This is a genomic window from Macrococcus epidermidis, from assembly GCF_003259695.1.
Classification (GTDB): Bacteria; Bacillota; Bacilli; order Staphylococcales; family Staphylococcaceae; genus Macrococcoides; species Macrococcoides epidermidis.
In genome coordinates this window covers 461,239-485,853 of record NZ_PZJH01000001.1, presented here as the reverse complement: position 1 = coordinate 485,853, position 24,615 = coordinate 461,239, and the positions used below count along the sequence as shown (strand labels likewise).

Genomic DNA, 24,615 nt, shown 5'->3' with positions numbered 1-24,615 from the left:
ATTACACCTCGTAAGATTCGATACGTGCATCAAATTCTTCTTCAGTTTCTCCAGGTAGCATAATATGTATTGCGTCCTCATCAAATGTTAGACCCACATATTCTCCAGGTTTTGCACTTTTTGTTGATTGAATAATCCACTCATTTCCAGCCTCATCAAAACAACAAATTTCATAATGCACACCACGAAATAATTGTGAATCTACGACTGCTTTAACTTTACCTGCATCAGGCGTAGTGATTTCAATATCTTCAGGACGAATGACAACATCTACTTTAGCATTTGGTTGAAAGCCTTTATCAACACAAGCATATTCATTGCCATACATTTCAACAACACAATCGCGTTTCATTACACCAGAAACGATGTTTGATTCTCCTATAAAATCTGCAACATATCGATTGATTGGTTCGTCATAAATGTCAGTTGGTGTACCACTTTGCTCTATTCTTCCTTTGTTCATAACGAAGATATAATCACTCATTGCTAGTGCTTCTTCCTGATCATGTGTAACGAAAATAAATGTCTTACCAAGACGTTGCTGTATTTCTCGTAATTCATATTGCATCTCTGTTCTGAGTTTTAAATCAAGTGCTGATAATGGTTCATCAAGTAGTATAATTTCTGGCTCATTAACGATAGCGCGTGCAATAGCAACACGTTGACGTTGCCCACCACTCATGTCTTTTATTTCACGATTTTCAAAACCATCTAGTTTTACTAACTTTAAAGCATCCATTACGCGCGTTTGCACTTCATTATTATTTACTTTTTTGATGCGTAATCCATATGCGACATTTTCAAATACATTTAAATGAGGGAATAATGCATAATCCTGAAACACTGTATTAACACGTCGTTTATTCGCAGGAATATCATTAATACGATTACCTTCAAAAAATATATCACCTGTCGTTGGCTTTTCAAAACCAGCAATCAACCGTAAAATTGTTGTTTTTCCACAACCTGATGGTCCGAGTAATGTATAGAATTTACCTTCTTCAATTTCAAAATTAATATTATCCAGAACTTTGTTTACGCCGTATGATTTAGATACATTGTTAAATAGAATAAAATCTTTCATGACACACTCCTATAAATATGATTCAGTTGCGACGATTAATACACGTGCATCTTTTTTATATCTGTTAAATAACTGATGTGATTCATTCGCTTTAAAATAAAATGATTCACCACGACGTGCTGTATACTCTTTTCTACCGATTCTGATACTTGCTGTTCCGTCTAACACATAAATAAAGCTATCTGAAAGACTTGGCTCAAACTTTTTGTATTCTGAATCAGGTTTTAATGTAATTATAACAGGCTCCATATCAAATTCGTTTGAATCTGGAACTAGCCACTGAATTAAATAGCCATTATCATATTCATCATATATTGTCTGTTCAGATTTAGGATAATAAATGCGCTGCTCATGCATCTTCTCATTAAAGAAGTCTGATGGTTCTGATCCTAAAACTTCAAGTATATTAAAGAATGTCTCCATAGACGGAGAACATAAATTACGTTCAAGTTGAGAGATATATCCTTTTGATAAATCAGTTCTTTCCCCTAGTTCTTCCTGCGTTAAATTCTTTTGGCGTCGTAAATCTTTTATTTTTTTCCCTATATCCATGTATTCACACCTTAGTTTAATAATTGTAAACAATTTGTTTAATAACGTTTTAAATATAGCAGAAAAAAAGGCATAAAACAACAGTAATACTAAATTTTTAATTCAGAATTACACTTTGAAAGTTTTTTCGTTTGCAGTTTGTGCTTCTTTAAAGCGTTTCGTTACAACATATCCGTCATAATTAGAAACTTCTTTAAATGCTTTATAAATTTTGTTTTCATCTGATTTCATAGGTGCGATCTTTTTAAATGCTTTATATACTGCAGCATAATCATCAGTCTTCACTTTAGATTCATAAGCATCTTCAATAAGTGCTAAAAAATTAACCACATCAATGATTTCTTCCTGTGTCCATTCCGGATCAATTGGATAACTATAGCTCATTTTGCTTCCTCCGTTAAAAAAAGCACTATTCATCTCTGAATAGTGCTTAATATTTTGTAAAAATAAATTACATAGTATGAATTGGATTACCTAAAGCTACTTCTGCAGCTTCCATTGTAATTTCACCTAATGAAGGATGCGCATGAATTGTTAATGCGATATCTTCAGCTGTCATACCAGTTTCAATTGCTAATCCTAATTCAGCGATCATATCAGATGCACCAGAACCAGCGATTTGAGCACCGATTAATAATCCGTCTTCTTTTAATGTGATTAATTTTAAGAATCCGTCAGTTTCGCCGATAGATAATGCACGACCATTTGCTGCATAAGGGAATTTAGAAGCTTTATATTCTAATCCTTCTTCTTTCGCCATCGCTTCAGTATAACCAACTGTTGCTAATTCAGGCTCAGTGAAACATACTGCTGGAATTGCAAGATAGTCAACTTCTGATTTTTCACCAGAGATAACTTCAGCTGCAACTTTTCCTTCGTATGATGCTTTATGCGCTAACGGAGGTCCCGCAACGATATCACCGATTGCAAAGATATTGTCTACTGAAGTACGTCCTTCTTCATTTACTTCTACTAAGCCGCGTTCAGTCATCTTCACGCCTAATGACTCTAAACCGATTTCTTCAGTATTAGGACGACGACCAACAGTTACTAAACAGTAATCTGCTTCAATTGTATGAGTTTCACCTTTAGCTTCATAAGTTACTTTAACACCAGTTTCGCTCTCTTCAGCTGATTTAGCCATCGCTTCAGTAACAATGTCTACACCTTTAGCTTTAAGACCTTTTTTAACTACTTGTGTCATTTGTTTTTCGAATCCGCCTAAAATATCTTTCGCGCCTTCTAGAATTGTAACTTTAGTACCGAAGTTAGCGTAAGCAGTTCCTAATTCAGAACCGATATATCCACCACCAACAACTACTAAGCTTTTTGGAATTTCAGTTAATGCTAATGCACCTGTTGAATCGATTACACGTTTGTTGAATTTGAAATTAGGAATTTCAATTGGACGTGAACCAGTAGCGATAATTGCATGTTTAAAAGTATACGTTTGAGATGCTTTTTCAGTCATAACTTTTAAGTTGTTTTGATCAACGAAATAAGCTTCACCTTCAACGATTTCAACTTTGTTACCTTTTAATAATGCACCAACACCGCCAGTTAATTTCTTAACAACGCCACCTTTGAATTCTTGCACTTTAGAAAAATCAACAGTAACGTTTTCAGCTTTAATTCCGAAATCTTCAGAATGTACAGCTGTTTCATATTTATGTGAAGCTGATAATAAAGCTTTTGAAGGAATACAACCAACGTTTAAACAAACGCCACCTAAACTACCTTTTTCTACAATTGTTACTTTTTGTCCTAATTGAGCTGCACGAATTGCTGCAACATATCCTCCAGGACCTGCTCCGATTACAATAGTATCTGTTTCAATAGGAAAATCTCCAACTACCATGTGCTTACCCCTCCATTAATAATAATTCTGGATTATTTAATAAACGTTTAATATGATTCATAGCGTTTTGTCCAGTTGCACCATCAATTTGACGGTGGTCAAAACTTAATGATAATGCTAATACTGGTGCTGCAACGATTTCTCCGTCTTTAACGATTGCTTTTTGAGCAATTCGACCAATACCTAAGATAGCAACTTCAGGGTGATTGATTACTGGAGTGAACCATTGTCCACCAGCTGAACCTATATTACTAATTGTACATGATGCACCCTTCATTTCGCTAGGAGAAAGTTTACCATCACGTGCTTTTACAGCTAATTCGTTAATTTCATCAGAAATAGCGAACATAGATTTACGATCTGCATTTTTAACAACAGGTACTAATAATCCGCGTTCAGTATCAGCTGCAATACCGATATTGTAGTAATGTTTGTGAACAACTTCTTCTGTAGCGTCATCTATAGAAGTATTTAATGCTGGATATGCTTTAAGTGCAGATACTAACGCTTTAACAACGTATGGTAAGAATGTTAATTTCGTACCTTGTTCTGCTGCAACTTCTTTAAATTTCTTACGATGATCCCATAAAGCTTGTACTTCAACTTCATCCATTAACGTAACGTGTGGTGCAGTGTGTTTAGAGTTAACCATCGCTTTAGCGATTGCTTTACGCATTGCAGGAATCTTTTCACGTGTTTCAGGGAATTCGCCTTCTGGTGCTGCAATTGGTTGTGGTGCAGCTTTTTCAGTTGATGCAGCTGGCGCATCAGCTTTTGGTGCTTCTGTAGCTTGAGTATTAGCGCCACCATTTAAGTAAGCAGTAATATCATCTTTAATTACACGGCCATTTTTACCAGTACCAGTAACCGCTTTAATATTTACACCTTGTTCACGTGCAAATTTACGTACTGATGGCATAGCGATAACACGACGATTTTCATCAACTTCTACATCTTGTGCAGGAGCTTGTGAAGGTTTTTCTTCTTTAACTTCTTCTGCAGCTTTTTCTTCTTTTGCTGGTGCTTCGTCTTTAGATTCAGAAGCTGATTCTTGTGCATGTGCATCATCAGAATCGATTGTAACGATAACGTCACCTAAGTTAGCTACTGTTCCTTCTTCAGCAAAAATCGTATTGATTGTTCCTGATACTGGAGATGGAATTTCTACTACTGATTTATCATTTTGTACTTCACATAAAATATCGTCTTCTGCGATGTTATCGCCAGCTTTAACGAACCACTTAACGATTTCACCTTCAAAAATCCCCTCACCAAGAGCGGGTAATTTAAATTCAAATGCCACAATAAATTCCTCCTAAGAATTAATTTTATAATCATAAAATTCATTTCAATAAATGATGAAAAGTAACATAGTTAAAACAATGTTACTTTTCATATTACCTTCTTACTCAATTTTAAAACTCAAATTAGAACTCTAATGTTTTTTTAGCTGCTGCAATGATGTCTTCTTTATTTGGTAACCAAACATTCTCAGCTTGCGTGTATGGATATGCCGTATCAACAGCTGCTACACGTGCAATTGGAGCTTCTAAAGATAAAATTGCACGTTCAGAAATTTCAGATACTACAGCTGCACCAACACCTGCTTGTTTTTGAGCTTCCTGAACCACTACAACTCGTCCAGTTTTTTCAACTGATGCAATAATCGTTTCGATATCTAATGGTTGAACCGTACGTAAGTCGATGACTTCGATTGAGTGACCGTCTTTTGCTAATTCTTCAGCAGCTTTCAATGATTCCTGAACCATTGCACCATAAGTAATGATTGATAGGTCAGAACCTTCTTGTTTCACTGCTGCTTTACCGATTTCAATTGTGTACTCTTCTTCAGGTACTTCTTCTCGGAATGAACGGTATAATTTCATATGCTCTAAGAATACAACTGGATCGTTGTCACGAATAGCTGAAATTAATAATCCTTTTGCATCATAAGGACTTGATGGAATTACTACTTTTAAACCTGGCGTTTGAGCTACTAAACCTTCTAAGTTATCTGCGTGTAATTCAGGTGTGTGGACACCTCCACCGAATGGTGAACGAATAACAACTGGTGCAGATTTCGTTCCACCAGAACGGAAACTTTGACGTGATAATTGTGCTGCTAATGAATCAAATACTTCGAATACAAATCCGAAGAATTGAATTTCCATTACCGGACGGAATCCAGTTAATGTGAAACCTACCGCTAAACCACCAATACCTGACTCTGCAAGTGGTGTATCGAATACACGATCTTCACCGAATTCTTTTTGAAGTCCTTCAGTCGCACGGAACACACCACCGTTGACACCAACGTCTTCTCCGAATACTAAAACGTTTTCGTCATTTTTAAGTTCAGTTTGAAGTGCATTTGTTATTGCTTGGATCATCGTTAATTGTGCCATGACTTACTTCGACTCCTTCTCTTTATAAATTTCATATTGCTCTTTTAAATGGAAAGGCATTTCTTCTGTATACATTAATTCGATTAATTGAGAAACAGTTTGTTTAGGTGTTGCATCTGCTTCTTTAATGGCATTTTTAATATCTTCTTTAGCTTTTTCAATAATTTCATTTTCTTTTTCTTCAGTCCATAAACCTTTGTTCTCAAGGAATTTACGGAATCGAACTAATGGATCTTTCTTAACCCATTCAGCATCTTCATCTGAAGTTCTATAACGTGTTGGATCATCCCCGGCCATTGTATGTGGACCATATCTATATGTGATTGTCTCGATTAAAGTTGGACCTTCACCAGCAATTGCTCTGTCACGTGCTTCTTTTGTTGCAAAGTAAACAGCTAATGCATCCATACCATCAACAACGATACCTGGAATACCAGCTGCAACTGCTTTTTGAGCTAATGTTTTAGCAGCTGTCTGTTTACTACGTGGTGTAGAGATTGCATAGTTATTATTTTGGATTACGAAAATTGCAGGTGCTTTGTATGCAGATGCAAAGTTGATACCTTCATAGAAATCACCTTGTGAAGTACCACCGTCTCCAGTATATGTGATCGCAACGGCTTGAGTACCACGTTTTTTTAGTCCTAACGCAACTCCTGCTGTTTGAATGTATTGCGCACCGATAATGATTTGAGGTGATAATGCATTCATTCCTTCAGGCATTTGAGAACCTAAATAATGACCTCTTGACCATAAAAATGCTTTTGTTAATGGCAGACCTTGCCAAATTAATTGTGGAACATCACGATATCCCGGTAAAATAAAGTCATCTTTTTCTAGGGCATAATGAGATGCTAATTGAGATGCTTCCTGACCAGCTGTCGGTGCATAGAAACCTAAACGACCTTGTCTGTTTAATGAGATTGAACGTTGGTCTAGCACACGTGTCCAAACCATTCTTTCCATTAATTCTACTAATTGTTCATCCGTTAATTCAGGCATATATGCATCATTAACTACATTTCCGTCTAAATCTAATACTTGAACCACTTCAAATTTTTCTTCGATTTCACGTAAATTTGAAACAGCGTCGAATGGGGCTTTTTTCTTAAGAGCCATTCTTTTCACCAAACCTTTCATAAATGTTTTAATTACATAATCTATCATAGCATATTTGTGTACTACAGATAAAGAAAAAGATATAAAAGAAAAAACAGCGTCACAACAATGGCTGTCGACACTGTATTACTACAATATTTTTACTGTTATATATCAGTAAACGCTTTCATTTTAACAATTTTGTCACAATACTTAGTTCTTATTTAATGTTTCTACAATCGGCTTTTTATTTTGTTCTACAAGTCGTGTTATCTTAGTATAATCATCCGTCTTTGTCTGAAACTGTTTATATAATTTAGAAACAACATTGATTTTTTCATTAACTACGTTTTTATCTAATGTATCTTCTTTTAGATAATTAAATAATTCATTCTCTTTATTAAGAATATTTTGATATGAAGTCATTAAATTTGAGTGTTTAGCATATTTCTCGTCTAGAGCAGAGACTAACTTCTCTACTTGTTGCTTTTGCGTTTTATCTTCTATTGCTTTTGCATCTTTCTTTGAATTATCAAAAATTTCTTTTGATTTTAACATAATTTCTGTTTCTTTTTTAGCGATTGCTTTACGTTCTGACGTATTTTTTATCAGTTGATCTGCAAGACCAGTCATCTCTCCTGATTTCGCTTTATTCACCTTATTAAATAGCTGCAATTTATTATTTTCTAGCTTCTCTAATTTTTCACTTACACTAACTATTTGCTGCTCTTTAGTATTTGCTTCATCAATTTTTTGATAAAAAGCTTCTAAGTTTGCTGTTTTGTTCGTACATGCTGCTAGTATTACAACAAAGAATACTAATATAATACCTTTTACACGCTTCATTAACATTGCCTCCTCTTATTTGCTTATAATGTTATATTTTTTTACATATTATTTCAATGTATATAATGCATTTGCCCTGATTATCTGATATATTTTATAATAATAAAGTGAGGAGATGTTACGATGCTAACAATGAACGACATCATTCGAGATGGCCATCCAACTTTGCGAGAAAAGGCACAGGAAGTTGAACTACCATTATCGAATGAGAACCAAAAATTAATCGATGATATGCTAGAATTTCTTAAAATGAGTCAGGATGAAGAACTCTCAAAAAAATATAAATTGCGTAGCGGTGTTGGTATAGCTGCGCCTCAACTTAATCATAATAAACGTATGCTTGTTATTTATTTTTATGATGAAAAAACTGAAAAATATGTTGAACATCAATTGATTAATCCAAAGATTATCAGTCACAGTGTTGAAAAAGCTTATTTACCTACTGGAGAAGGTTGCCTTAGCGTCGACGAAAACATTCCAGGTTTAGTTCATAGATATGCTCGTATTACTGTTAAAGCATTTAAACCTGATGGCAGCGAAGTAAAATTACGTCTAAAAGATTTTGCTGCGATTGTTGCTCAACATGAAATTGACCATTTAAATGGTATAATGTTCTATGATCATATCAACAAAGAAAATCCGATGGCAGTTCAGGACAACGCTATCGCAGTGCAATAAAAAAAATCTGTTAAAACTTTAATGTTTTAACGGATTTTTTGCATTAAATAAATTCGTCTTTTCTTTTTTCGTAGCGAATACCTACTTCTTCTAAATACGAAATTACTTCTCGCATCGTTTCTACATCCATCAAAACAGGATCATTAACATGTGGTGCTGTGTGCACTTCTACCGGATTAAATTTTTGATAAACAAAGTTCATAATGACTTCGTTATCTCTTCTGTTAAACTCAAGGTGATCTAATATTAAAGTTTCATGATTGGCAGCTCTACTAATGACTTTTTTTATATTTGTTATATTATCCATTTAATCTTCTCCTAATCTATCAGTTTAAAATGTTTAAATGCGTTTGTTAATCCTTCTTCATGTACATCTTCTGTCACATAATCTGCTACTTCTTTTAATGCATCTACTCCATTACCCATTACAATGCCTAGTCCGACACCCTGAATCATTTCCAGATCATTTAAACCGTCTCCGACTGCTATACAATCTTCTATCGGGATATTTAGAGTTTCACTAACCTTTTTTATGCCTTCAAACTTCGAACCGTTTACCGGCACAACATCACGGCTAACTTCATGCCATCTTATAAACTTTATTTTTTCGTATTGATCATCATAAAATTTATCTTCTTCTTCAGTATTGAAGATTAAGGTCTGATAGATTGGTTTATCGAGATAGTAATTTTTTTCGTGTCTTGGATGGTCAAACTTCAATGTACTAATACTTTTCTTTATATGCTCATGATATTCAATATTAGATACCATCTCAAGTTCATTTAAAAATACGAGTGGATGATTATTTGAACTTGCATCTTCCTCTAATTGCTTCAAAGTTTCCATATCTAATGGATTTTCATAGATTACTTCTCCATTCATCACCGCATATTGTCCATTAAATGAAATATAGTTTGTTATCCCGGTTTCTTTAATTACTTCTTGTAACATAAAAGGTGCGCGACCCGTAGCAATCGCTAATATATGTCCATTTTCCTGCAATTTTCTAATGGTTTCTTTCGTATGCTCACTCATCTCTTTATCGTCATTATACAATGTTCCATCAATATCAAAGAATATCAAATGTCGCTTCATGTGTAATCCTCCGTACAGTATATTTACCTTTAGTTTACCTTTTTGTACGCATTAATTCAAAAATGTATTATTATATATATGAAGAAGTTGCATGCAAAGACTTTACACTACCGTATTAATTCATGTAAGATAATAATACTTATACATTTAATATAAATGTCTTGTACGGTTTATGTTTAGCCCTAGACTCCTAGGGCATTCTTTATGTATATAATAATAAGGAGGCTATTTATTAATGGCAATTTTTAAAGTATTTTTTCAAGAAGACAAAAGTGAAGTAATTATTCGTGAGAACACACAAGTTAAATATTTTGAAGCAGTAAGCGAAGAACAAGTTAGAAGATATTTACTCGATCGTCCTTATAACATTGAATTTGTTCAGGAATTAAAAGGTGCTCACTTAGAGTACGAACAAAAAGCTGAAAATTACAGTGTGGAGACTATCTAAATGAAGCCTTTACAAAAAAATGAAGTTGGTGTATTCGCCCTTGGTGGAATGGGTGAAATCGGTAAAAATACCTACGCCGTTGAGTATCAAGACGAAATTATCGTTATTGATGCAGGTATCAAGTTTCCCGAGGACGAGTTACTTGGTATCGATTATGTGATTCCTGATTATACTTACCTTGTACAAAACCAGGAACGAATAAAAGGATTATTTATTACCCATGGACATGAAGATCATATCGGTGGCGTCCCTTTCCTACTAAAACAGTTGAACGTTCCAATTTACGGTGGACCACTTGCACTGGGTTTAATACGAAACAAACTTGAAGAACATGGTTTACTTCGTACTGCGCAGTTAAATCCGATTACAGAAGACAGTGTCTTTGAATTTAAACATTTAAAAGTGTCTTTCTATTTAACGACACATTCTATTCCAGAGGCATATGGTGTTATCGTTGATACTCCAGAAGGAAAAATAGTTCATACTGGTGACTTTAAATTTGATTTCACGCCAGTTGGTGAACCTGCTAATATTGCAAAGATGGCACAACTTGGTGAAGAAGGTGTGTTATGTCTATTATCAGATTCAACAAATGCTGAAATTCCTAACTTTACAATCAGTGAACGTGAAGTAGGTCAAAACGTAGAACAGATTTTCAGAAAATGTACAGGCAGAATTATTTTTGCTACATTTGCTTCAAATATATATCGTGTTCAGCAAGCTATTGAAGCGGCAGTTAAGTTCGATCGTAAAATCGTTATATTCGGCCGTTCTATGGAAAATAATATTAAAATCGGTACTGAACTTGGTTATATTAAAGTACCACCTGAAACATTTGTAGAAGCAAATAAAATTAATAGTATCCCAAAACATAAATTATTGATTTTATGTACGGGTTCTCAAGGTGAACCGATGGCTGCATTATCTCGTATCGCTAACGGAACACATAGACAAATCTCAATCATTCCAGATGATACTGTTATATTCTCATCTTCACCAATTCCAGGTAATACATTAAGTGTTAACCGAACAATCAATGCATTATATAAAGCTGGTGCTGATGTGATTCATGGTAAGCTATCAAATATTCATACATCAGGTCACGGTTCACAGGAAGAACAAAAATTAATGCTTAGATTAATGAAACCTAAATTCTTCATGCCGATTCATGGTGAATATCGTATGCAAAGTTTACATGGTCAACTCGGTATTGATTGTGGTGTAAATCCTGAAAATGTATTTATCCATGAGAACGGAGATATTTTAGCATTGACTAAAGACAGTGCTCGTTTTGCTGGTCGTGTACCATCGGGTAATATACTCGTTGATGGAAGTGGTATCGGTGACATCGGAAATGTTGTCATAAAGGACCGTAAAATATTATCTGAAGAAGGACTTGTTATTGTCGTTGTGAGTATTGACTTTAAAACAAATCAGTTGCTTAGTGGTCCGGATATTATTTCACGAGGATTCGTCTATATGCGAGAATCAGGTCATTTAATTTATGATGCAAGTCGCTTACTGAAAAAGAAAGTAATCGAGAAATTAAATTCTGGTGAAGAACTCGAATGGCATCATATTAAAAATGTCATTACTGAAAATTTATCACCGTATTTATATGAAAAGACGAAACGAAAACCAATGATCTTACCGATGATTATGGATGTTAATAAAAATAACGAACAACTTGTTGAACAAGAAACGACAAAATAAAAATAGACCCGCAAGGGTCTATTTTTATTTCGATAATTTAGTCATTAATAATCTTTTTCTCAAAACGATTTAAGTCATTATCATGGCCAATCATAATTAATATATCTCCATTTTCAATAACTACACTTGGATCTGGTGATACAATTATTTCTTTACCACGTTTAACTGCAATAATATTTAATCCATAATTTGCACGTATATCTAAATCAAGTATAGAATTGCCAGCTAGTGTTTCTCCGGCACGTATCTCAACGATCGAATGCTGATCTGAAAGTTCAAGATAATCCAATACAGAAGAGCTTGCTACATTATGTGCAATTCTTCTTCCCATGTCTCGTTCAGGGTGAACAACTGTATCTGCACCAATCTTATTTAATACTTTCGCATGATAATCATTTTGCGCTTTTGCTGTAACTTTTTTTACACCGATATCTTTTAAGATTAACGTTGTTAATATACTTGCCTGTATGTTATCTCCTATCGCAACGATCACGTGATCAAAGTTACGTATACCTAAACTCTTTAATACGTTCTCATCAGTAGTATCTGCAATAACAGCATGCGTTGCAATATCTGCATATTCATTGACACGCGCTTCATCAGAATCTATAGCCATTACGTCCATATCCAATGCATTTAATTCTTTAACAATGCTCCCACCAAAACGTCCTAAACCGATAACTACAAATTCTTTTTCCATACTACCCCTCCGTTATTTCTTCTTACCTTTAACATATTCAGTATCAAATACGAATAGTCTCAATAATAAATATAAAGAAGGAAGTAATAAAAGTAAACCTAAAATAAACACCACAACTAATCCAAATGCCATCGTTTCATTTACAACAGCTTTGTCCATATTGACATAAGGATATAAAATATAAGGTAACTTAGAAATCCCATACCCATAGAATGCAGAAGCAAATTGCAGAATGACCATGATAAGGCCTATTTCAAGATTTTTTTCAAAATAATATAACGCAAAAGCAATCAAGAAAAATACGATACTTAGTCCAAATAACCACCAGTATTGTCCTGTTGCAACATCGAAATGCTCTTTATTTTGCTGTCTTAAACTCAAAAATGTAAACTGACAAATTACAAGCATAGGTAATGCCCATATTAAAAACCATGTTCGAAGTATCTTATACGCAGGTCTATCTTTTGCTTTGTGTGCATAAACTGTTAAAAATGCTGAAGAAATATATAACACTGAGATGATACATAAAAATACAACACTCCATGCAAATGGACTCATTAATAATTCGAACCATTTCAATTCAACACCTTGAGCAGTCTTTGTGATAAAGCCACCTTCTGATATGGTTAATACTGTTGAAAAAGCTGCAGGAATCAGTAATCCTGAAATACCATATAAGGCTACCCATGCAAGTTTAGAGTCTTTCCCATACGTTTCAAATGCATAAAATGATCCACGTATTGTAAGCAGTATTAGCGCTATACTTACAGGCAGCAACAAAGTTGAACCGAAATAATAAGCTGTATCAGGGAAAAATCCTACAATACCTACGAAGAAGAACACTAAAAATACATTAGTAACTTCCCATACAGGATTCAAATATCTTGATATAACGTCTTTTAATTCATTTTCCTGTGATGTAAGTTTCGCATATAAAATAAAGAAACCGGCACCGAAATCAATTGCTCCTAAAATAACGTAACCAAATAGAAAAGTCCATAATACTAAAATACCAATATGTTGATAATCCATTATTTGGCACCCCCTTTGGCAAATTGCTCTACATCAAATTGTGCCGGCTTATCTTTATACATACGGAGTAATACGTAGCTACATGAAAAACCTAAAACAAGATAAAGTAATCCAAAAGCAACAAGCACAAGGCTCACACCATCTGCATGCGTAGCACCTTCAGCAACTTTCATATAACCTCGTAATAACCATGGTTGACGTCCCATCTCAGCTAGGAACCATCCAAATTCAATAGCTAACATGCACAGAGGTCCAGTTAAAGCAATGAGATATAGCATGAAATTATGCGTTGCTAACTTATTTTTAACTTTATTTAATATTACATATAGTACACTGACAGCAAAACTAAACATACCGAAGAACACCATAAGATCGAAGAAATAATGAATGATCAAAGGGGGTTGTTCATCTTTAGGTATTTCATCTAATCCTTTAACAGTCGTATCAAAACTGTTATCAGCAAGAAAACTTAACATACCAGGTATTTTTATTGCGCCTTTTACTTCCTGTGTTTTTTCATCAAGAACACCAAATAAGACTAAGTCAGCATTTTTATCACTTTCAAAATGCCATTCCATTGCCGCTAATTTTTCCGGTTGTTCATTGTGCAGGAACTTCGCTGATAAATCACCCGCTAATATCGTCAATAAACTAAAAATCAACCCTACAATCATCGCCATTTTTAAAGATTTCATGTGATAATCTTTATCTTCTGGAAATTTATTACGTAATAATTTTACGGCTGCTACACTTGCGATACAAAAAGCTATTGTCATTCCACCTGTTGTTACAACATGGAAAGAACGCACTAAAAATGAGCTATTTAACATTGCTTGAATTGGATCAATATCTACTAGCACTCCATTTTTTACTTTGAATCCTTCCGGTGTATTCATAAATGAATTTACACTTGTGATAAATAATGCGCTTAATGTTGAACCGATAATAATTGGTATATTAAGTAACCAATGTGTCCATTTATTTTTAAAGCGATCCCATGTATATAAATATATACTTAAGAAAATTGCCTCAAAAAAGAATGCAAATGTTTCCATAAAGAGTGGTAATGCTATAACCTGACCACCCAACTGCATAAAAGATGGCCATAATAATGACAGCTGTAAACCGATAATCGTTCCTGTAACAACACCTACAGCTACTGTGATTGTAAATGTTTTTGCAAAACGTCTTGCCATTGCCGTATATTTCGGATTATTATATTTTATGCCTAACCCTTCCGCAATCATTATCATCAGTGGCATTCCAACACCTATTGTGGCAAAAATAATATGAAAACCTAACGTCATCGCTGTTAATAAACGACTTAACACAACACCATCCATGTATATCCTCCTTTTGTGATTGTACTCACATTTCTTTAAGTTTAATACACCTTATAAGGAATATAAAGAGAAACGCCTAACAGTTTTGTGACAAATATGTGATCATCTTCGAACGATTTAAATTACATTTGACCATAATACCATTAATATTGATAATTCTGTCTGAAATCGCTATAGTATTTATAGTTATTAAAAAGTAGTAAAAGAGGTAATGATATGAATATTGAAATATACACACAAGATAATTGTCCACCATGCGAATTTATTAAAAACTACTTCAGACAATCTTCACTTCAATTTAAAGAAAAAAATATCAAAAATATGGCATATAAAATAGAGATGATTGATTACGATGCTTTGAGTACCCCACTTATAAAAATAGATGAAAAATTATTCTATACACCAGATATCGAAGCCATTGAAAAGTATATGGAGACTAAAAATGATTAAGTTATTAATGTATAGCATGATAGACCGCTTCGGAAAAAGTTTAGTACCATTATTCCATTCCAATCCCAAAAATGTTGATGTAGATAATATAACTATTAAAGGCTTGAGATTACACCATGCTCGACCGCTATCAATTGTACATATCTCAGATTTACACGTCGGCTTTCAGTATAATTATCATGATTTAATAGAACACATTAAAATAATCAATAAACTACAACCTGATATCGTCATGATTACCGGAGATTTATTTGATAATTTAGAAGTGTTTAAAGAAAATCCTAATGATTATATACCATTACTAAAAACAATTAAAGCCCCTTTAGGCGTGTACTTTTCTTATGGTAATCATGATCAGCGTACACACTTAACACATGATTTAGAAACAGTATTGACTAATAGTCATATAACAGTGCTGAATAACTTTGGTAAATATATTAATTATGATGGCGAAGAAATATATATATGTGGTACTGATGATATTCTTAATGCTTCCGGAAATATCGAACAGGCAATACGAAACAGAAATCATCCCAATGACTACACTATTACTTTAGTACACGAACCAGATTATGCAGATTTTGTAAAGAAATTCAATGTTGACCTCCAATTATCTGGCCATAGTCACGGGGGACAAATTTTTATTCCTATGCTTGGTGCACCAATTAAACCATCATTAGGAAGAAAATATTTAAAAGGTTTATTTAATTTGAAATATAAAAAACATAGCATGTATCTTCATGTTTCCCGTGGTCTTGGTAGTACACATCTGCCAATCAGGTTTTTCGCTAAACCTCAAATAACAAAAATCTATATCAAATAAAGAAGAAGCTGAAATGATTTCAGCTTCTTCTTTATTTTGTTGAATTATAGATAAGCATCTACTAAAGAGATTACTTCTTCTTGTGTTGAACTATTTAATGCCTGCTCAGCAAGTTTAGACATTTCAACTTGGCTTAAGTTTTTAATTTGGCGACGAGCACGTAAAATACTCGTCGCACTCATTGAAAACTCATCTAAGCCTAATCCTAATAATAATGGAATAGCTGTTGTATCTCCAGCCATTTCTCCACACATACCTGTCCACTTACCTTCTTTGTGACTCGCATCAATGACTTGTTTTACAAGTCTTAAAATTGCAGGGTTATATGGTTGGTATAGATAAGAAACACGCTCAGACATACGGTCTGCAGCCATTGTATATTGAATTAAGTCATTCGTACCGATACTAAAGAAATCAACTTCTTTAGCAAAGATATCAGCCATAGCTGCTGTTGATGGAATCTCAACCATGATGCCTAATTCAATATTATCGCTAAATTTAATGTTTTCCTTCGTTAAGTTAGCTTTTTCATCTTCTAAAATAGCTTTTGCTTCACGGAATTCGTTAATTGTTGCGATCATAGGGAACATGATACTTAAATTACCATGAACAGATGCACGTAATAAAGCTCTAAGTTGAGGTCTGAAAATTTCAGGTTGTGCAAGACATAAACGTATCGCTCTGTACCCTAAGAAAGGATTCATTTCTTTAGGTAAGTTTAGATAAGGTAACTCTTTATCTCCACCAATATCTAATGTTCTTACTACTACACGTTTACCATTCATCTCTTTTAAAACTTTAGCATACGCTTCATACTGCTCATCTTCAGAAGGCATAGTGTCGCGTCCCATATATAGAAACTCAGTACGATATAAACCAATACCTTCAGCGCCATTGTTTACAACACCAGTTAAATCATCAGGTGTTCCAATATTTGCTGCAAGTTCAACATGTTTTCCTTCAGACGTTACAGTTTTATCATTAACAAGTTGTTTAAGTAGTTCTTTCTCCTCAATAAATTGAGATTGCTTCTGTTTATAGGCTGTAATTGTAGCTTCATCAGGATTAAGAATCACTTCACCTTCGATACCGTCTACGATTACAAAATCACCTTGTTTAACTAGTGAAGAAATATTTTTTGTACCAACAACAGCAGGAATTTCTAATGAACGGCTCATAATTGCAGAGTGAGAAGTACGGCCACCGATATTAGTAGCAAATCCCTGAACAAAATCTTTATTTAATTGAGCTGTATCTGAAGGTGTTAAGTCTTCTGCAATAATTACTACTGGCTCATCAATTAACGTCGGATTTGGTAATGTAACGCCTAAAATGTGAGATAAAACACGTTTTGATACGTCTTTAATATCTGCTGCACGCTCTCTCATATATTCATTATCCATCGATTCAAAGATAGTAACAAAATTATTAGCTACTTCAGATAAAGCAGCTGCAGCGTTTGATTGATTATTTTTAATATTTTCTTCAATTGGGTTAATAAGTTCCGGATCTTCTAATACTAACAAATGTGCATCAAATATAGCAGCTTTGTCAGGTCCTAATGCAACTTCAGCATTATTTCTGATTTGCGTTAACTCTACTTTTGATTGATTTACAGCTGCTTTAAATTTTTCAACTTCAGCAGCTGTATCTGTAACTTTTTCATCTGAAAAAGATAAGTCAGGTTCAATCATAAGGTAGGCTTTAGCAATCGCTACACCATCAGATGCGCCTATCCCTTTAATGTGTTCCATTATTTACTTAAACCTTCTTTAACTAAAACATCAGAGATAGCTTCAATCGCTTCTTTCTCATCTGAACCTTCAGCATAGATCGTGATTTCAGCATCTTTGCCAACTCCTAAACTCATTACACCCATAATTGATTTTAAGTTAACTTTTTTTGCATTATACTCTAATTGAATATCTGATTCAAATTTACTAGCAGTTTGTACTAACATTGTTGCTGGACGTGCATGAATACCTGTTTCATCAATAATAACGTAAGATTGTTGTTCCATAATAAAAGTCTCCTTTGGTTGCATTTGCAACAGTTTATTTTATATATAACTTTATTAGTCTATACGATAGATAATATATCAAATAAATCCCTTAACTTCAATTAATTCAACGTATTATATTAGACAATTATCACTACAAATATCAAAATGTCTGAAACTTGTAAAATTTAAATTTTTGATTTACATTAATTCTCTTGCTACTTTTTCACATTTTTCAATATGTGCTTTGCCTAACTTTTGCATCATATAATAGCTTATTGTCCCAGAGACAGCTTGTCCGATAACCGGTACCCATTTCGATTGTTTCAGTACTTCTCTTCGAAGCAGTGTTTTAAATAAAACAGCTACTAATCCTTTAGTAATTTTTTTACCTATGAAATCGCTGCCTGTTTTAGCAGCCGAAAAAACTATTTTTTGTTTCATTTCATCACTATAACCACTCACTTGTTTATGGCTTAAACCATATACTGCATTAATTTCCTCAATAATATCTGACATTAATTTCATATCTGCAGTCACATCAATGCCAGGAATCGGAACAACTGCTGCTGCTGAACTCATTAACGATTTATTATGAATTAATTTTTCCGAGCGTTCACGACGATCAATTAAATCACTTTCATTTTTAGGAAGCTGATTAATTTCTTTCTTAACTTTTTGATCTTTATTCATAGCATTGGTCGCTATATTAATTGCTGAATTTAAAATACCCATATTATCACCTCTAAAATTTAATCAAATTTCTTAAGAGTATATTCCCTAAATAATTTAGTTTTAATCTAAAAGTTTTATTCTGATAAGATTTTAATTGTAATTACTTTTAAATATTTCGAAGCTTTATATTTATCAGTTGTTTTAAAGTCTTTAGGAAGACCCATAATTGATTCAATTTCAAATTGGCATAATGGCGTTAGCGTATCTGTTATCATTTTTTTAAATTGTTTTAACGGTACATTAGAAGCATTCGTCGATAAAATTAAATAACCATTATAGTTCACGAGCGGAACAGCAGCCTCTATGAGTTCATGATAATTATCTTTTACAGAGAATACTTTTTTCTTATTACGTGAAAAACTAGGTGGATCTATGATGATCGCATCAAATGTATTAAGATGACGCGCAAAATATTTCAATGCATCGAACGCATCTAAAGTATAAAACTTCTGAGATTCTAAAGGTAATTCGTTAATAGCGAAATTCTGTTCCATCAGTTCAATAGATCGCTTTGCAATGTCCACATTTGTAGTTTTATAGCTATTCGTTGCTGCAGCAATAGAAAAGCCACCCGAATAAGCAAATAGATTCAGGAAGTCATTTCCTTTCGTCTCAAGCTTCAATAATTTCTTACGTACATCTCGTTGATCCAGAAATAGACCGGTCATAGCACCGTCATTTAAATCAATCATGTAACTGAGATTATTCTCTAAGATCATTATTGGAAATTCAATAGTTTCATCAGTTATTTGGTGAGTCGTCACATTTTTATCATATCTAAGTTTTTCAAATATACTTTTATATTCAAAGATTTGTTGAATTGCTTCTACAATCACAGTTTTAAACTGATAGATTCCTTTTGAATACCACTGAATTAATAAATGTCCATCATAACTATCTATCGTGAAGCCACCTAATCCATCGCCCTCACCGTTGTATAGTCGAAATGCATTTGTATCAGTCGCATTGAATAAAGACGCTCTAAATTCTTTAGCAGTTTCAAATAAATTAATAAAGTATGATGTCTCTAAAGCTGATACATAGCCTTCACTAACTTTCCAGCCAAATCCTCTATTTTGTAATCCACAATAAAATGTACCTAAATGCTGGCCGGTATCACTTTGAACAATAAATAATTCTCCCTCATGGATATCATCTTTTTGATAAATATCATCATTTTCTATTAAAAGATAACCTTGTTTAAATTTTTCCTGTTTATTTTTTTTGAGTAATACGCTTTTCATGTTTGTACTCCTTTAGTTTGATAATTTTACTATAACACAAAAACGGCAGTTGCCATCAGAGGCAACTGCGTGATATATATTCGGAAAAATTAACTCCCATCCCCATGGGTTAATGTTTACTCTTTGATTATATACCGTATTGTTGTAGTACACAACAATAATTTCACAAATTAATTAAGCGGTGTGTTATATCACGCGTATTAATATCGTTTACGTATGTGAATAATATACAGCGGTACAACAAACATAAACATCATCAATAAAATAGGTGGGATAAACAGTGCTAAGTTTATACCTTTAAATACCATTAAATAAATACTCGTCACAATTTTTAGCGTCAAAAAAGAAATTGTAAAAAGTTGACCAAAGTATCCTTTTCTTTTGAAATGAATTCTAATAGAGAAATAAATATATGCTATGATAATCATCAGTAGTCCAACAAGATTAATCCATTCATAGAAATATTGCATTTTTACGACATTAAATTTACTTGCATCAAATAAGATATTACGATTATTCAGTTCAATAACTGTAATGACGAACATTAATGCACTAAGTAAAATTTCAATATGAAATGACCTTATCCATCTTGGACGTTTAAACCACGAAGGTATGTCTTCTTCTTCAAGATTAATTTTATCTTTAATAGAATTAATCGCTCTTTTAAAGCATAATATTATTTTTTCATCAACCTTTAACGACGTTGTTGATAGTTTTTCAATCGTTGAATTTGTTCCTTCCTGTAACTTCTGATTGATTTGTAAATCTCTTTTCTTTTTATTGCGGCGACTTAATTTTTCATGATCATCATTTTTTGTTGGTAATGTTCTTTTCAGGAAAACATAATTAAACAAACATAATGCTGCAATTAAAAGTAGTACTATAAAATAAAAGTTAATACTCATCACATCTAACGGTGATACTTTTTCTTTATTTAAATTATCATAGACAGCAAGTTGTGACATAAAATAAGCTATCCCGTATACTCCAATCAATACCACAAAATGAAATTTACGGTAATGCTCATTGAGTTTACGGCGATTAATCGTATAATAAACAAGAAAGATAAAAAATAATAAATAAAACAATGAAAATATACCATATACTTCAAATAAAAAGATGATGATTACAAGCAAAATGATACTTGCTGCTAAAAGATAATAGTATGCGATCGTTTTATCAAAAATGGTCGTTTCTTTAAGCTTTCTTGAAATATAGATAAATGATAAACCTATAATAATTAATAGAACGCCGTAAATAGCAGGATAATTTTTGATATAATGGCTTAATAGTTTAATTAATTCAAAAATATAAATATTAATAAAATCAAAAAAGTTATACATATGTAATTTATTGATATCTATATCTTTAAAATGCGCAATCTGATTGCCATGATAAATAATAAAAATACCCAAAAATATACTTATGGCAGCTATAAAGTAGCCAATTAGTATTTCAAAATGTGTTTTAATCCAGTTCATAATTCCACCTCTCTACCATTATATGAAAATACTTATTAAATGTCTTTTAAATCATAAAAAATCATCCTTAAGTATGAGAATGTTTAACCTATTTAATTCAGGGAATAAATAAAACATAACAAGTATAGGAGGTAGTTAGTATGACTGACAAATACGAAGAAATTAAAGAAGCTGCTGAAGAAGCAAAAGAAAATAATGATAAGCAAGAGCAAGAGAATGAAAATGGTGGCAACGAGCAAACAAAAGAAGATATCCAAAAAACATTTGAATAATAAATAAAGTCGCCAAATTGGCGACTTTTTTAAATACCTTTATTACCAATATCTGTTCGATAAAACAATCCATCGCTTTTAATATTTTCAACAAGTTTATAGCTATTTGACTGAGCCTCTGCTAAATCATGACCTTCTCCTAGAGCAATCATTACTCTGCCTCCTGTAGTGACCCATTCACCGTCTACTTGTTTTAAAGCCGATACAATATAATCTTGCTGATAATCATATCCTTTAACAACCGTTCCCTTATCATAATTACCCGGGTATCCCTTTGACGCAAGAACTACACCACATATCGTCTTATTTCTCCATACTAAATCAAGAGGTTGTTTTTGATCAACCGCTTCAATCAAATCAATGAAATCTGTTTCTAATCGGCGTAATAAAACTTGTGCTTCAGGGTCACCAAACCTTGCATTAAATTCAATGACTTTCGGACCTTCTGCAGTTACAATAGCACCAACATAAAGTATTCCGAAATAATTGAGTCCTTCTTTATGCATCGCTTCAACGATAGGATAAACAATTTCATTATTTGTGCGTTCGATTATTTCATCACTAATATGACTTACAGGGCAGTATGCACCCATGCCTCCTGTATTTGGTCCGTTATCACCATCATATGCACGTTTATGATCCTGAGCTATCGTATCAAACGGAATACAGAAATCATCGTTTACAAATACCATCAGTGAAAATTCCTCACCTTCAAGGTACTCTTCAAAGACAACTTTAGCATCCTTTTCTGTATAAAAATCATTAATAGCGTCAAAGGCAGTTTCATCATCCATTGCAACTACTACACCTTTACCAGCTGCTAATCCGTCATATTTAATGACGATTGGTGTTCCTTGTGCTTTCACATAGGCGATTGCTTCTGTTTTATAGTTGATTGTTTTATATTTTGCTGTCGGAATATTATATTTTTCCATTAATACTTTTGCAAAATCTTTTGATCCTTCCATTTGGGCTGCATTTGCATTCGGACCAAACGTCTTGATACCTGCTTCTGTTAAACGATCACTTAATCCATCAATTAATGGTTGTTCCGGACCTACAACGACTAAATCAATTTGATTGTCTTTTGCAAACTTCACAATTGCATCATGGTCATTTTCTGCGATATCAATGACTTTAGCTTCTTTTGCCATCGCTTCATTGCCTCGAATTACATATACCTCATCTACGCGTTCAGATTGACCAACCTTACGCGCTAAAGCATGTTCTCTACCACCAGAACCAATAACTAATACTTTCATAACTGCCTCCTAGTGTTTAAAATGACGAACGTCTGTCATAACCATTGTGATACCGAATTCATTTGCTTTATCGATTGAATCCTGATCTTTAATTGATCCTCCTGGCTGAACGATACATTTAATACCGGCAGCATGTGCTGTTTCAACAGTATCACTCATCGGGAAGAATCCGTCACTTGCCATGACTACATTATCATTTATTTCAATTGCACGTTCAATGGCAATCTTAGCTGAACCAACGCGGTTCATTTGACCAGCACCGATACCGACAGTTTGTTTTTCATTCGCTAAAACAATGGCATTCGATTTCACACTTTTTACTACTTTCCAGCCTAATTCGATCGCTTTCCATTGTGCTTCTGTAGGTTGTGTATTTGTTACAACACGCATGTCTTCTTTTTTAACGTTTAATAAATCTTTATCTTGTACTAAATATCCGCCAGAAACAGAAACAAATTCTTTTTCTTTATCTTCAATCGTCATATCAATTTCAAGTAAACGTAAATTTTTCTTTTGCGTAAGCACTGCTAAAGCTTCGTTGCTAAAGCTTGGTGCAATAATAACTTCTAAGAATATTGAATGCATAATTTCAGCAGTTGCTTTATCAACTTCACGGTTCACTGCAACAATACCCCCAAAGATACTTTGTGCATCCGCATCATAAGCATTTTGGAAAGCCTCCTGAATTGTACTGCCCGTTCCAACACCACAAGGATTCATATGTTTTACAGCCACTGCTGCAGGCATATCAAACTGTTTCGCTAAGAAAAGGGTAGCATCTGCATCTTTAATATTGTTAAAGCTTAGCGGCTTACCATGCAATTGTTTCGCACCTGCTAATGTATTATTTGCGTCACTCGTTTTTATGAATTCAGCCGCTTGATGAGGGTTCTCACCATAACGTAATGATTCTTTATTATTGCTAAAGAAGTTTACTATCGCTTCGTCATATTTATTTGTGTGAGAAAATACTTTTACCATTAATGATTTACGGAATTCGTAATCAACCGCATCTGCTTTAATTTTTTCAATTATTGTATTGTAATCTGACGGATCAACTACTGTAATAACATGTTTAAAGTTTTTAGCAGAAGAACGTAACATTGTTGGTCCACCAATATCGATATTTTCAATTGCATCCGCTTCAGTAACATCTGGTTTAGCTACCGTGGCTTCGAACGGATAAAGGTTTACTGCAACAAGGTCTATTGGGGCAATGTTATGGGCTTTTAATGCTGCAACATGTTCGCTATTATCACGATCCGCTAAAATACCACCATGAATTTTAGGATGTAATGTTTTTACTCTTCCATCCATAATTTCAGGAAAGTTAGTTAATTCGCTCACTGATTTTACGGGTATATTATTTTCTTCTAAAGTTTTTTTAGTTCCACCAGTAGAATATACTTCATAGTCATTTGCTACTAAATTTTGTGCAAATTCAATAATGCCAGTTTTGTCAGATACACTTAATAATGCTTTTTTCATTGTCGACTC

General features: G+C 33.5%; 26 protein-coding genes. 6 read left to right on the top strand and 20 right to left on the bottom strand.

Annotation, left to right across the window (positions count from 1 at the left end; genetic code table 11):
- Window position 1: 1 nt before the first annotated feature.
- The 8 genes from BHU61_RS02560 to BHU61_RS02525 form a co-directional block, all read right to left on the bottom strand.
- Entirely contained in the window at window positions 2-1,084 is a 1,083-nt protein-coding gene (locus BHU61_RS02560; RefSeq protein ID WP_111714477.1) for an ABC transporter ATP-binding protein, read from the bottom strand.
- A gap of 9 nt (window positions 1,085-1,093) precedes the next feature.
- Window positions 1,094-1,636, bottom strand: a complete 543-nt coding sequence (locus BHU61_RS02555) for a helix-turn-helix domain-containing protein (RefSeq protein ID WP_099580713.1) — start codon at window positions 1,634-1,636, stop codon at window positions 1,094-1,096.
- A 108-nt stretch (window positions 1,637-1,744) separates the two neighbouring features.
- Window positions 1,745-2,020, bottom strand: a complete 276-nt coding sequence (locus BHU61_RS02550) for a UPF0223 family protein (RefSeq protein WP_111714476.1) — start codon at window positions 2,018-2,020, stop codon at window positions 1,745-1,747.
- Window positions 2,021-2,087: 67 nt separating this feature from the next.
- Complete coding sequence (gene lpdA / locus BHU61_RS02545) at window positions 2,088-3,494, bottom strand: dihydrolipoyl dehydrogenase (protein WP_111714475.1); 1,407 nt, start codon at window positions 3,492-3,494, stop codon at window positions 2,088-2,090.
- A 4-nt stretch (window positions 3,495-3,498) separates the two neighbouring features.
- On the bottom strand, window positions 3,499-4,797 hold the full coding sequence (locus BHU61_RS02540; RefSeq protein WP_111714474.1) for a dihydrolipoamide acetyltransferase family protein: 1,299 nt from the start codon (window positions 4,795-4,797) through the stop codon (window positions 3,499-3,501).
- Window positions 4,798-4,921: 124 nt separating this feature from the next.
- Window positions 4,922-5,899 (bottom strand): alpha-ketoacid dehydrogenase subunit beta, encoded by a 978-nt coding sequence (locus BHU61_RS02535; RefSeq protein WP_111714473.1) that lies wholly within the window; start codon window positions 5,897-5,899, stop codon window positions 4,922-4,924.
- 3 nt (window positions 5,900-5,902) lie between these two features.
- Complete coding sequence (gene pdhA, locus BHU61_RS02530) at window positions 5,903-7,018, bottom strand: pyruvate dehydrogenase (acetyl-transferring) E1 component subunit alpha (protein WP_111714472.1); 1,116 nt, start codon at window positions 7,016-7,018, stop codon at window positions 5,903-5,905.
- Window positions 7,019-7,210: 192 nt separating this feature from the next.
- Entirely contained in the window at window positions 7,211-7,843 is a 633-nt protein-coding gene (locus tag BHU61_RS02525; protein WP_170122436.1) for a YkyA family protein, read from the bottom strand.
- 123 nt (window positions 7,844-7,966) lie between these two features.
- On the opposite strand from BHU61_RS02525, the gene def reads away from it, so the two are divergent.
- Window positions 7,967-8,521, top strand: coding sequence for a peptide deformylase (gene def, locus BHU61_RS02520; RefSeq protein WP_111714470.1), 555 nt, complete (start codon window positions 7,967-7,969; stop codon window positions 8,519-8,521).
- Window positions 8,522-8,564: 43 nt separating this feature from the next.
- On the opposite strand, the gene BHU61_RS02515 is transcribed toward def, so the two are convergent.
- A complete protein-coding gene (locus BHU61_RS02515; protein ID WP_111714469.1) occupies window positions 8,565-8,828 on the bottom strand; it encodes a hypothetical protein in 264 nt (87 codons plus the stop codon).
- 11 nt (window positions 8,829-8,839) lie between these two features.
- Window positions 8,840-9,616, bottom strand: a complete 777-nt coding sequence (locus BHU61_RS02510; RefSeq protein WP_111714468.1) for a Cof-type HAD-IIB family hydrolase — start codon at window positions 9,614-9,616, stop codon at window positions 8,840-8,842.
- Window positions 9,617-9,851: 235 nt separating this feature from the next.
- Between BHU61_RS02510 and BHU61_RS02505 the strand changes: the two genes are divergently transcribed.
- Complete coding sequence (locus BHU61_RS02505) at window positions 9,852-10,064, top strand: DNA-dependent RNA polymerase subunit epsilon (protein WP_099580694.1); 213 nt, start codon at window positions 9,852-9,854, stop codon at window positions 10,062-10,064.
- Window positions 10,065-11,777, top strand: coding sequence for a ribonuclease J1 (gene rnjA, locus BHU61_RS02500; RefSeq protein ID WP_111714467.1), 1,713 nt, complete (start codon window positions 10,065-10,067; stop codon window positions 11,775-11,777).
- Between the two features lie 37 nt (window positions 11,778-11,814).
- Here rnjA and BHU61_RS02495 read toward each other — a convergent pair whose 3' ends face one another.
- The 3 genes from BHU61_RS02495 to BHU61_RS02485 are packed head-to-tail and all read right to left on the bottom strand — an operon-like array spanning window position 11,815 to window position 14,852.
- Window positions 11,815-12,477 (bottom strand): potassium channel family protein, encoded by a 663-nt coding sequence (locus BHU61_RS02495; RefSeq protein WP_099580690.1) that lies wholly within the window; start codon window positions 12,475-12,477, stop codon window positions 11,815-11,817.
- Window positions 12,478-12,489: 12 nt separating this feature from the next.
- Window positions 12,490-13,509, bottom strand: coding sequence for a cytochrome d ubiquinol oxidase subunit II (locus tag BHU61_RS02490; RefSeq protein ID WP_111714466.1), 1,020 nt, complete (start codon window positions 13,507-13,509; stop codon window positions 12,490-12,492).
- Window positions 13,509-14,852: a cytochrome ubiquinol oxidase subunit I gene (locus tag BHU61_RS02485; protein ID WP_111714465.1), complete on the bottom strand. Its 1,344-nt coding sequence runs from the start codon at window positions 14,850-14,852 to the stop codon at window positions 13,509-13,511. Before BHU61_RS02485 ends, BHU61_RS02490 begins: the two co-directional genes overlap by 1 nt.
- 216 nt (window positions 14,853-15,068) lie before the next feature.
- On the opposite strand from BHU61_RS02485, the gene BHU61_RS02480 reads away from it, so the two are divergent.
- Together BHU61_RS02480 and BHU61_RS02475 are read left to right on the top strand one after the other, a co-directional pair.
- Window positions 15,069-15,302 carry a glutaredoxin domain-containing protein gene (locus tag BHU61_RS02480; RefSeq protein ID WP_111714464.1) on the top strand — a complete coding sequence of 78 codons (234 nt, stop codon included), beginning with the start codon at window positions 15,069-15,071 and terminating at the stop codon, window positions 15,300-15,302.
- Window positions 15,295-16,125: a metallophosphoesterase gene (locus tag BHU61_RS02475; RefSeq protein WP_170122435.1), complete on the top strand. Its 831-nt coding sequence runs from the start codon at window positions 15,295-15,297 to the stop codon at window positions 16,123-16,125. The genes BHU61_RS02480 and BHU61_RS02475 overlap by 8 nt, the downstream gene beginning before the upstream one ends.
- A 44-nt stretch (window positions 16,126-16,169) precedes the next feature.
- On the opposite strand, the gene ptsP is transcribed toward BHU61_RS02475, so the two are convergent.
- The 5 genes from ptsP to auxA all read right to left on the bottom strand — a co-directional run bounded on the left by ptsP (window position 16,170) and on the right by auxA (window position 21,584).
- The gene (ptsP, locus tag BHU61_RS02470) at window positions 16,170-17,882 is read right to left on the bottom strand and encodes a phosphoenolpyruvate--protein phosphotransferase (RefSeq protein ID WP_111714462.1); all 1,713 of its coding nucleotides are present in this window, start codon (window positions 17,880-17,882) and stop codon (window positions 16,170-16,172) included.
- On the bottom strand, window positions 17,879-18,145 hold the full coding sequence (locus BHU61_RS02465) for a phosphocarrier protein HPr (protein WP_099580678.1): 267 nt from the start codon (window positions 18,143-18,145) through the stop codon (window positions 17,879-17,881). Before BHU61_RS02465 ends, ptsP begins: the two co-directional genes overlap by 4 nt.
- Window positions 18,146-18,325: 180 nt before the next feature.
- Window positions 18,326-18,859, bottom strand: coding sequence for a DUF697 domain-containing protein (locus tag BHU61_RS02460; RefSeq protein ID WP_111714461.1), 534 nt, complete (start codon window positions 18,857-18,859; stop codon window positions 18,326-18,328).
- A 74-nt stretch (window positions 18,860-18,933) separates the two neighbouring features.
- A complete protein-coding gene (locus BHU61_RS02455) occupies window positions 18,934-20,103 on the bottom strand; it encodes a class I SAM-dependent rRNA methyltransferase (RefSeq protein WP_111714460.1) in 1,170 nt (389 codons plus the stop codon).
- Between the two features lie 200 nt (window positions 20,104-20,303).
- Window positions 20,304-21,584: a lipoteichoic acid stability factor AuxA gene (gene auxA / locus BHU61_RS02450; RefSeq protein WP_111714459.1), complete on the bottom strand. Its 1,281-nt coding sequence runs from the start codon at window positions 21,582-21,584 to the stop codon at window positions 20,304-20,306.
- A gap of 140 nt (window positions 21,585-21,724) precedes the next feature.
- On the opposite strand from auxA, the gene BHU61_RS13645 reads away from it, so the two are divergent.
- Complete coding sequence (locus BHU61_RS13645; protein ID WP_255724817.1) at window positions 21,725-21,856, top strand: hypothetical protein; 132 nt, start codon at window positions 21,725-21,727, stop codon at window positions 21,854-21,856.
- 29 nt (window positions 21,857-21,885) lie between these two features.
- Here BHU61_RS13645 and purD read toward each other — a convergent pair whose 3' ends face one another.
- Window positions 21,886-23,118, bottom strand: a complete 1,233-nt coding sequence (gene purD / locus BHU61_RS02445; protein WP_111714458.1) for a phosphoribosylamine--glycine ligase — start codon at window positions 23,116-23,118, stop codon at window positions 21,886-21,888.
- 9 nt (window positions 23,119-23,127) lie between these two features.
- Entirely contained in the window at window positions 23,128-24,606 is a 1,479-nt protein-coding gene (gene purH / locus BHU61_RS02440; RefSeq protein WP_111714457.1) for a bifunctional phosphoribosylaminoimidazolecarboxamide formyltransferase/IMP cyclohydrolase, read from the bottom strand.
- Window positions 24,607-24,615: the final 9 nt, after the last annotated feature.

Bases quoted from the DNA above. Each gene is read 5' to 3' on its own strand.
- BHU61_RS02550 (WP_111714476.1), bottom strand. From the start codon at position 2,020: ATGAGCTATAGTTATCCAATTGATCCGGAATGGACACAGGAAGAAATC.
- BHU61_RS02505 (WP_099580694.1), top strand. From the start codon at position 9,852: ATGGCAATTTTTAAAGTATTTTTTCAAGAAGACAAAAGTGAAGTAATT.
- lpdA (WP_111714475.1), bottom strand. From the start codon at position 3,494: ATGGTAGTTGGAGATTTTCCTATTGAAACAGATACTATTGTAATCGGA.
- BHU61_RS02485 (WP_111714465.1), bottom strand. From the start codon at position 14,852: ATGGATGGTGTTGTGTTAAGTCGTTTATTAACAGCGATGACGTTAGGT.
- BHU61_RS02465 (WP_099580678.1), bottom strand. From the start codon at position 18,145: ATGGAACAACAATCTTACGTTATTATTGATGAAACAGGTATTCATGCA.
- BHU61_RS02555 (WP_099580713.1), bottom strand. From the start codon at position 1,636: ATGGATATAGGGAAAAAAATAAAAGATTTACGACGCCAAAAGAATTTA.
- purH (WP_111714457.1), bottom strand. From the start codon at position 24,606: ATGAAAAAAGCATTATTAAGTGTATCTGACAAAACTGGCATTATTGAA.
- BHU61_RS02455 (WP_111714460.1), bottom strand. From the start codon at position 20,103: ATGAAAAGCGTATTACTCAAAAAAAATAAACAGGAAAAATTTAAACAA.
- BHU61_RS02525 (WP_170122436.1), bottom strand. From the start codon at position 7,843: ATGAAGCGTGTAAAAGGTATTATATTAGTATTCTTTGTTGTAATACTA.
- BHU61_RS02460 (WP_111714461.1), bottom strand. From the start codon at position 18,859: ATGGGTATTTTAAATTCAGCAATTAATATAGCGACCAATGCTATGAAT.
- purD (WP_111714458.1), bottom strand. From the start codon at position 23,118: ATGAAAGTATTAGTTATTGGTTCTGGTGGTAGAGAACATGCTTTAGCG.
- BHU61_RS02490 (WP_111714466.1), bottom strand. From the start codon at position 13,509: ATGGATTATCAACATATTGGTATTTTAGTATTATGGACTTTTCTATTT.
- BHU61_RS02510 (WP_111714468.1), bottom strand. From the start codon at position 9,616: ATGAAGCGACATTTGATATTCTTTGATATTGATGGAACATTGTATAAT.
- def (WP_111714470.1), top strand. From the start codon at position 7,967: ATGCTAACAATGAACGACATCATTCGAGATGGCCATCCAACTTTGCGA.
- BHU61_RS02480 (WP_111714464.1), top strand. From the start codon at position 15,069: ATGAATATTGAAATATACACACAAGATAATTGTCCACCATGCGAATTT.
- BHU61_RS02515 (WP_111714469.1), bottom strand. From the start codon at position 8,828: ATGGATAATATAACAAATATAAAAAAAGTCATTAGTAGAGCTGCCAAT.
- BHU61_RS13645 (WP_255724817.1), top strand. From the start codon at position 21,725: ATGACTGACAAATACGAAGAAATTAAAGAAGCTGCTGAAGAAGCAAAA.
- BHU61_RS02535 (WP_111714473.1), bottom strand. From the start codon at position 5,899: ATGGCACAATTAACGATGATCCAAGCAATAACAAATGCACTTCAAACT.
- BHU61_RS02495 (WP_099580690.1), bottom strand. From the start codon at position 12,477: ATGGAAAAAGAATTTGTAGTTATCGGTTTAGGACGTTTTGGTGGGAGC.
- pdhA (WP_111714472.1), bottom strand. From the start codon at position 7,018: ATGGCTCTTAAGAAAAAAGCCCCATTCGACGCTGTTTCAAATTTACGT.
- auxA (WP_111714459.1), bottom strand. From the start codon at position 21,584: ATGAACTGGATTAAAACACATTTTGAAATACTAATTGGCTACTTTATA.
- BHU61_RS02475 (WP_170122435.1), top strand. From the start codon at position 15,295: ATGATTAAGTTATTAATGTATAGCATGATAGACCGCTTCGGAAAAAGT.
- rnjA (WP_111714467.1), top strand. From the start codon at position 10,065: ATGAAGCCTTTACAAAAAAATGAAGTTGGTGTATTCGCCCTTGGTGGA.
- BHU61_RS02560 (WP_111714477.1), bottom strand. From the start codon at position 1,084: ATGAAAGATTTTATTCTATTTAACAATGTATCTAAATCATACGGCGTA.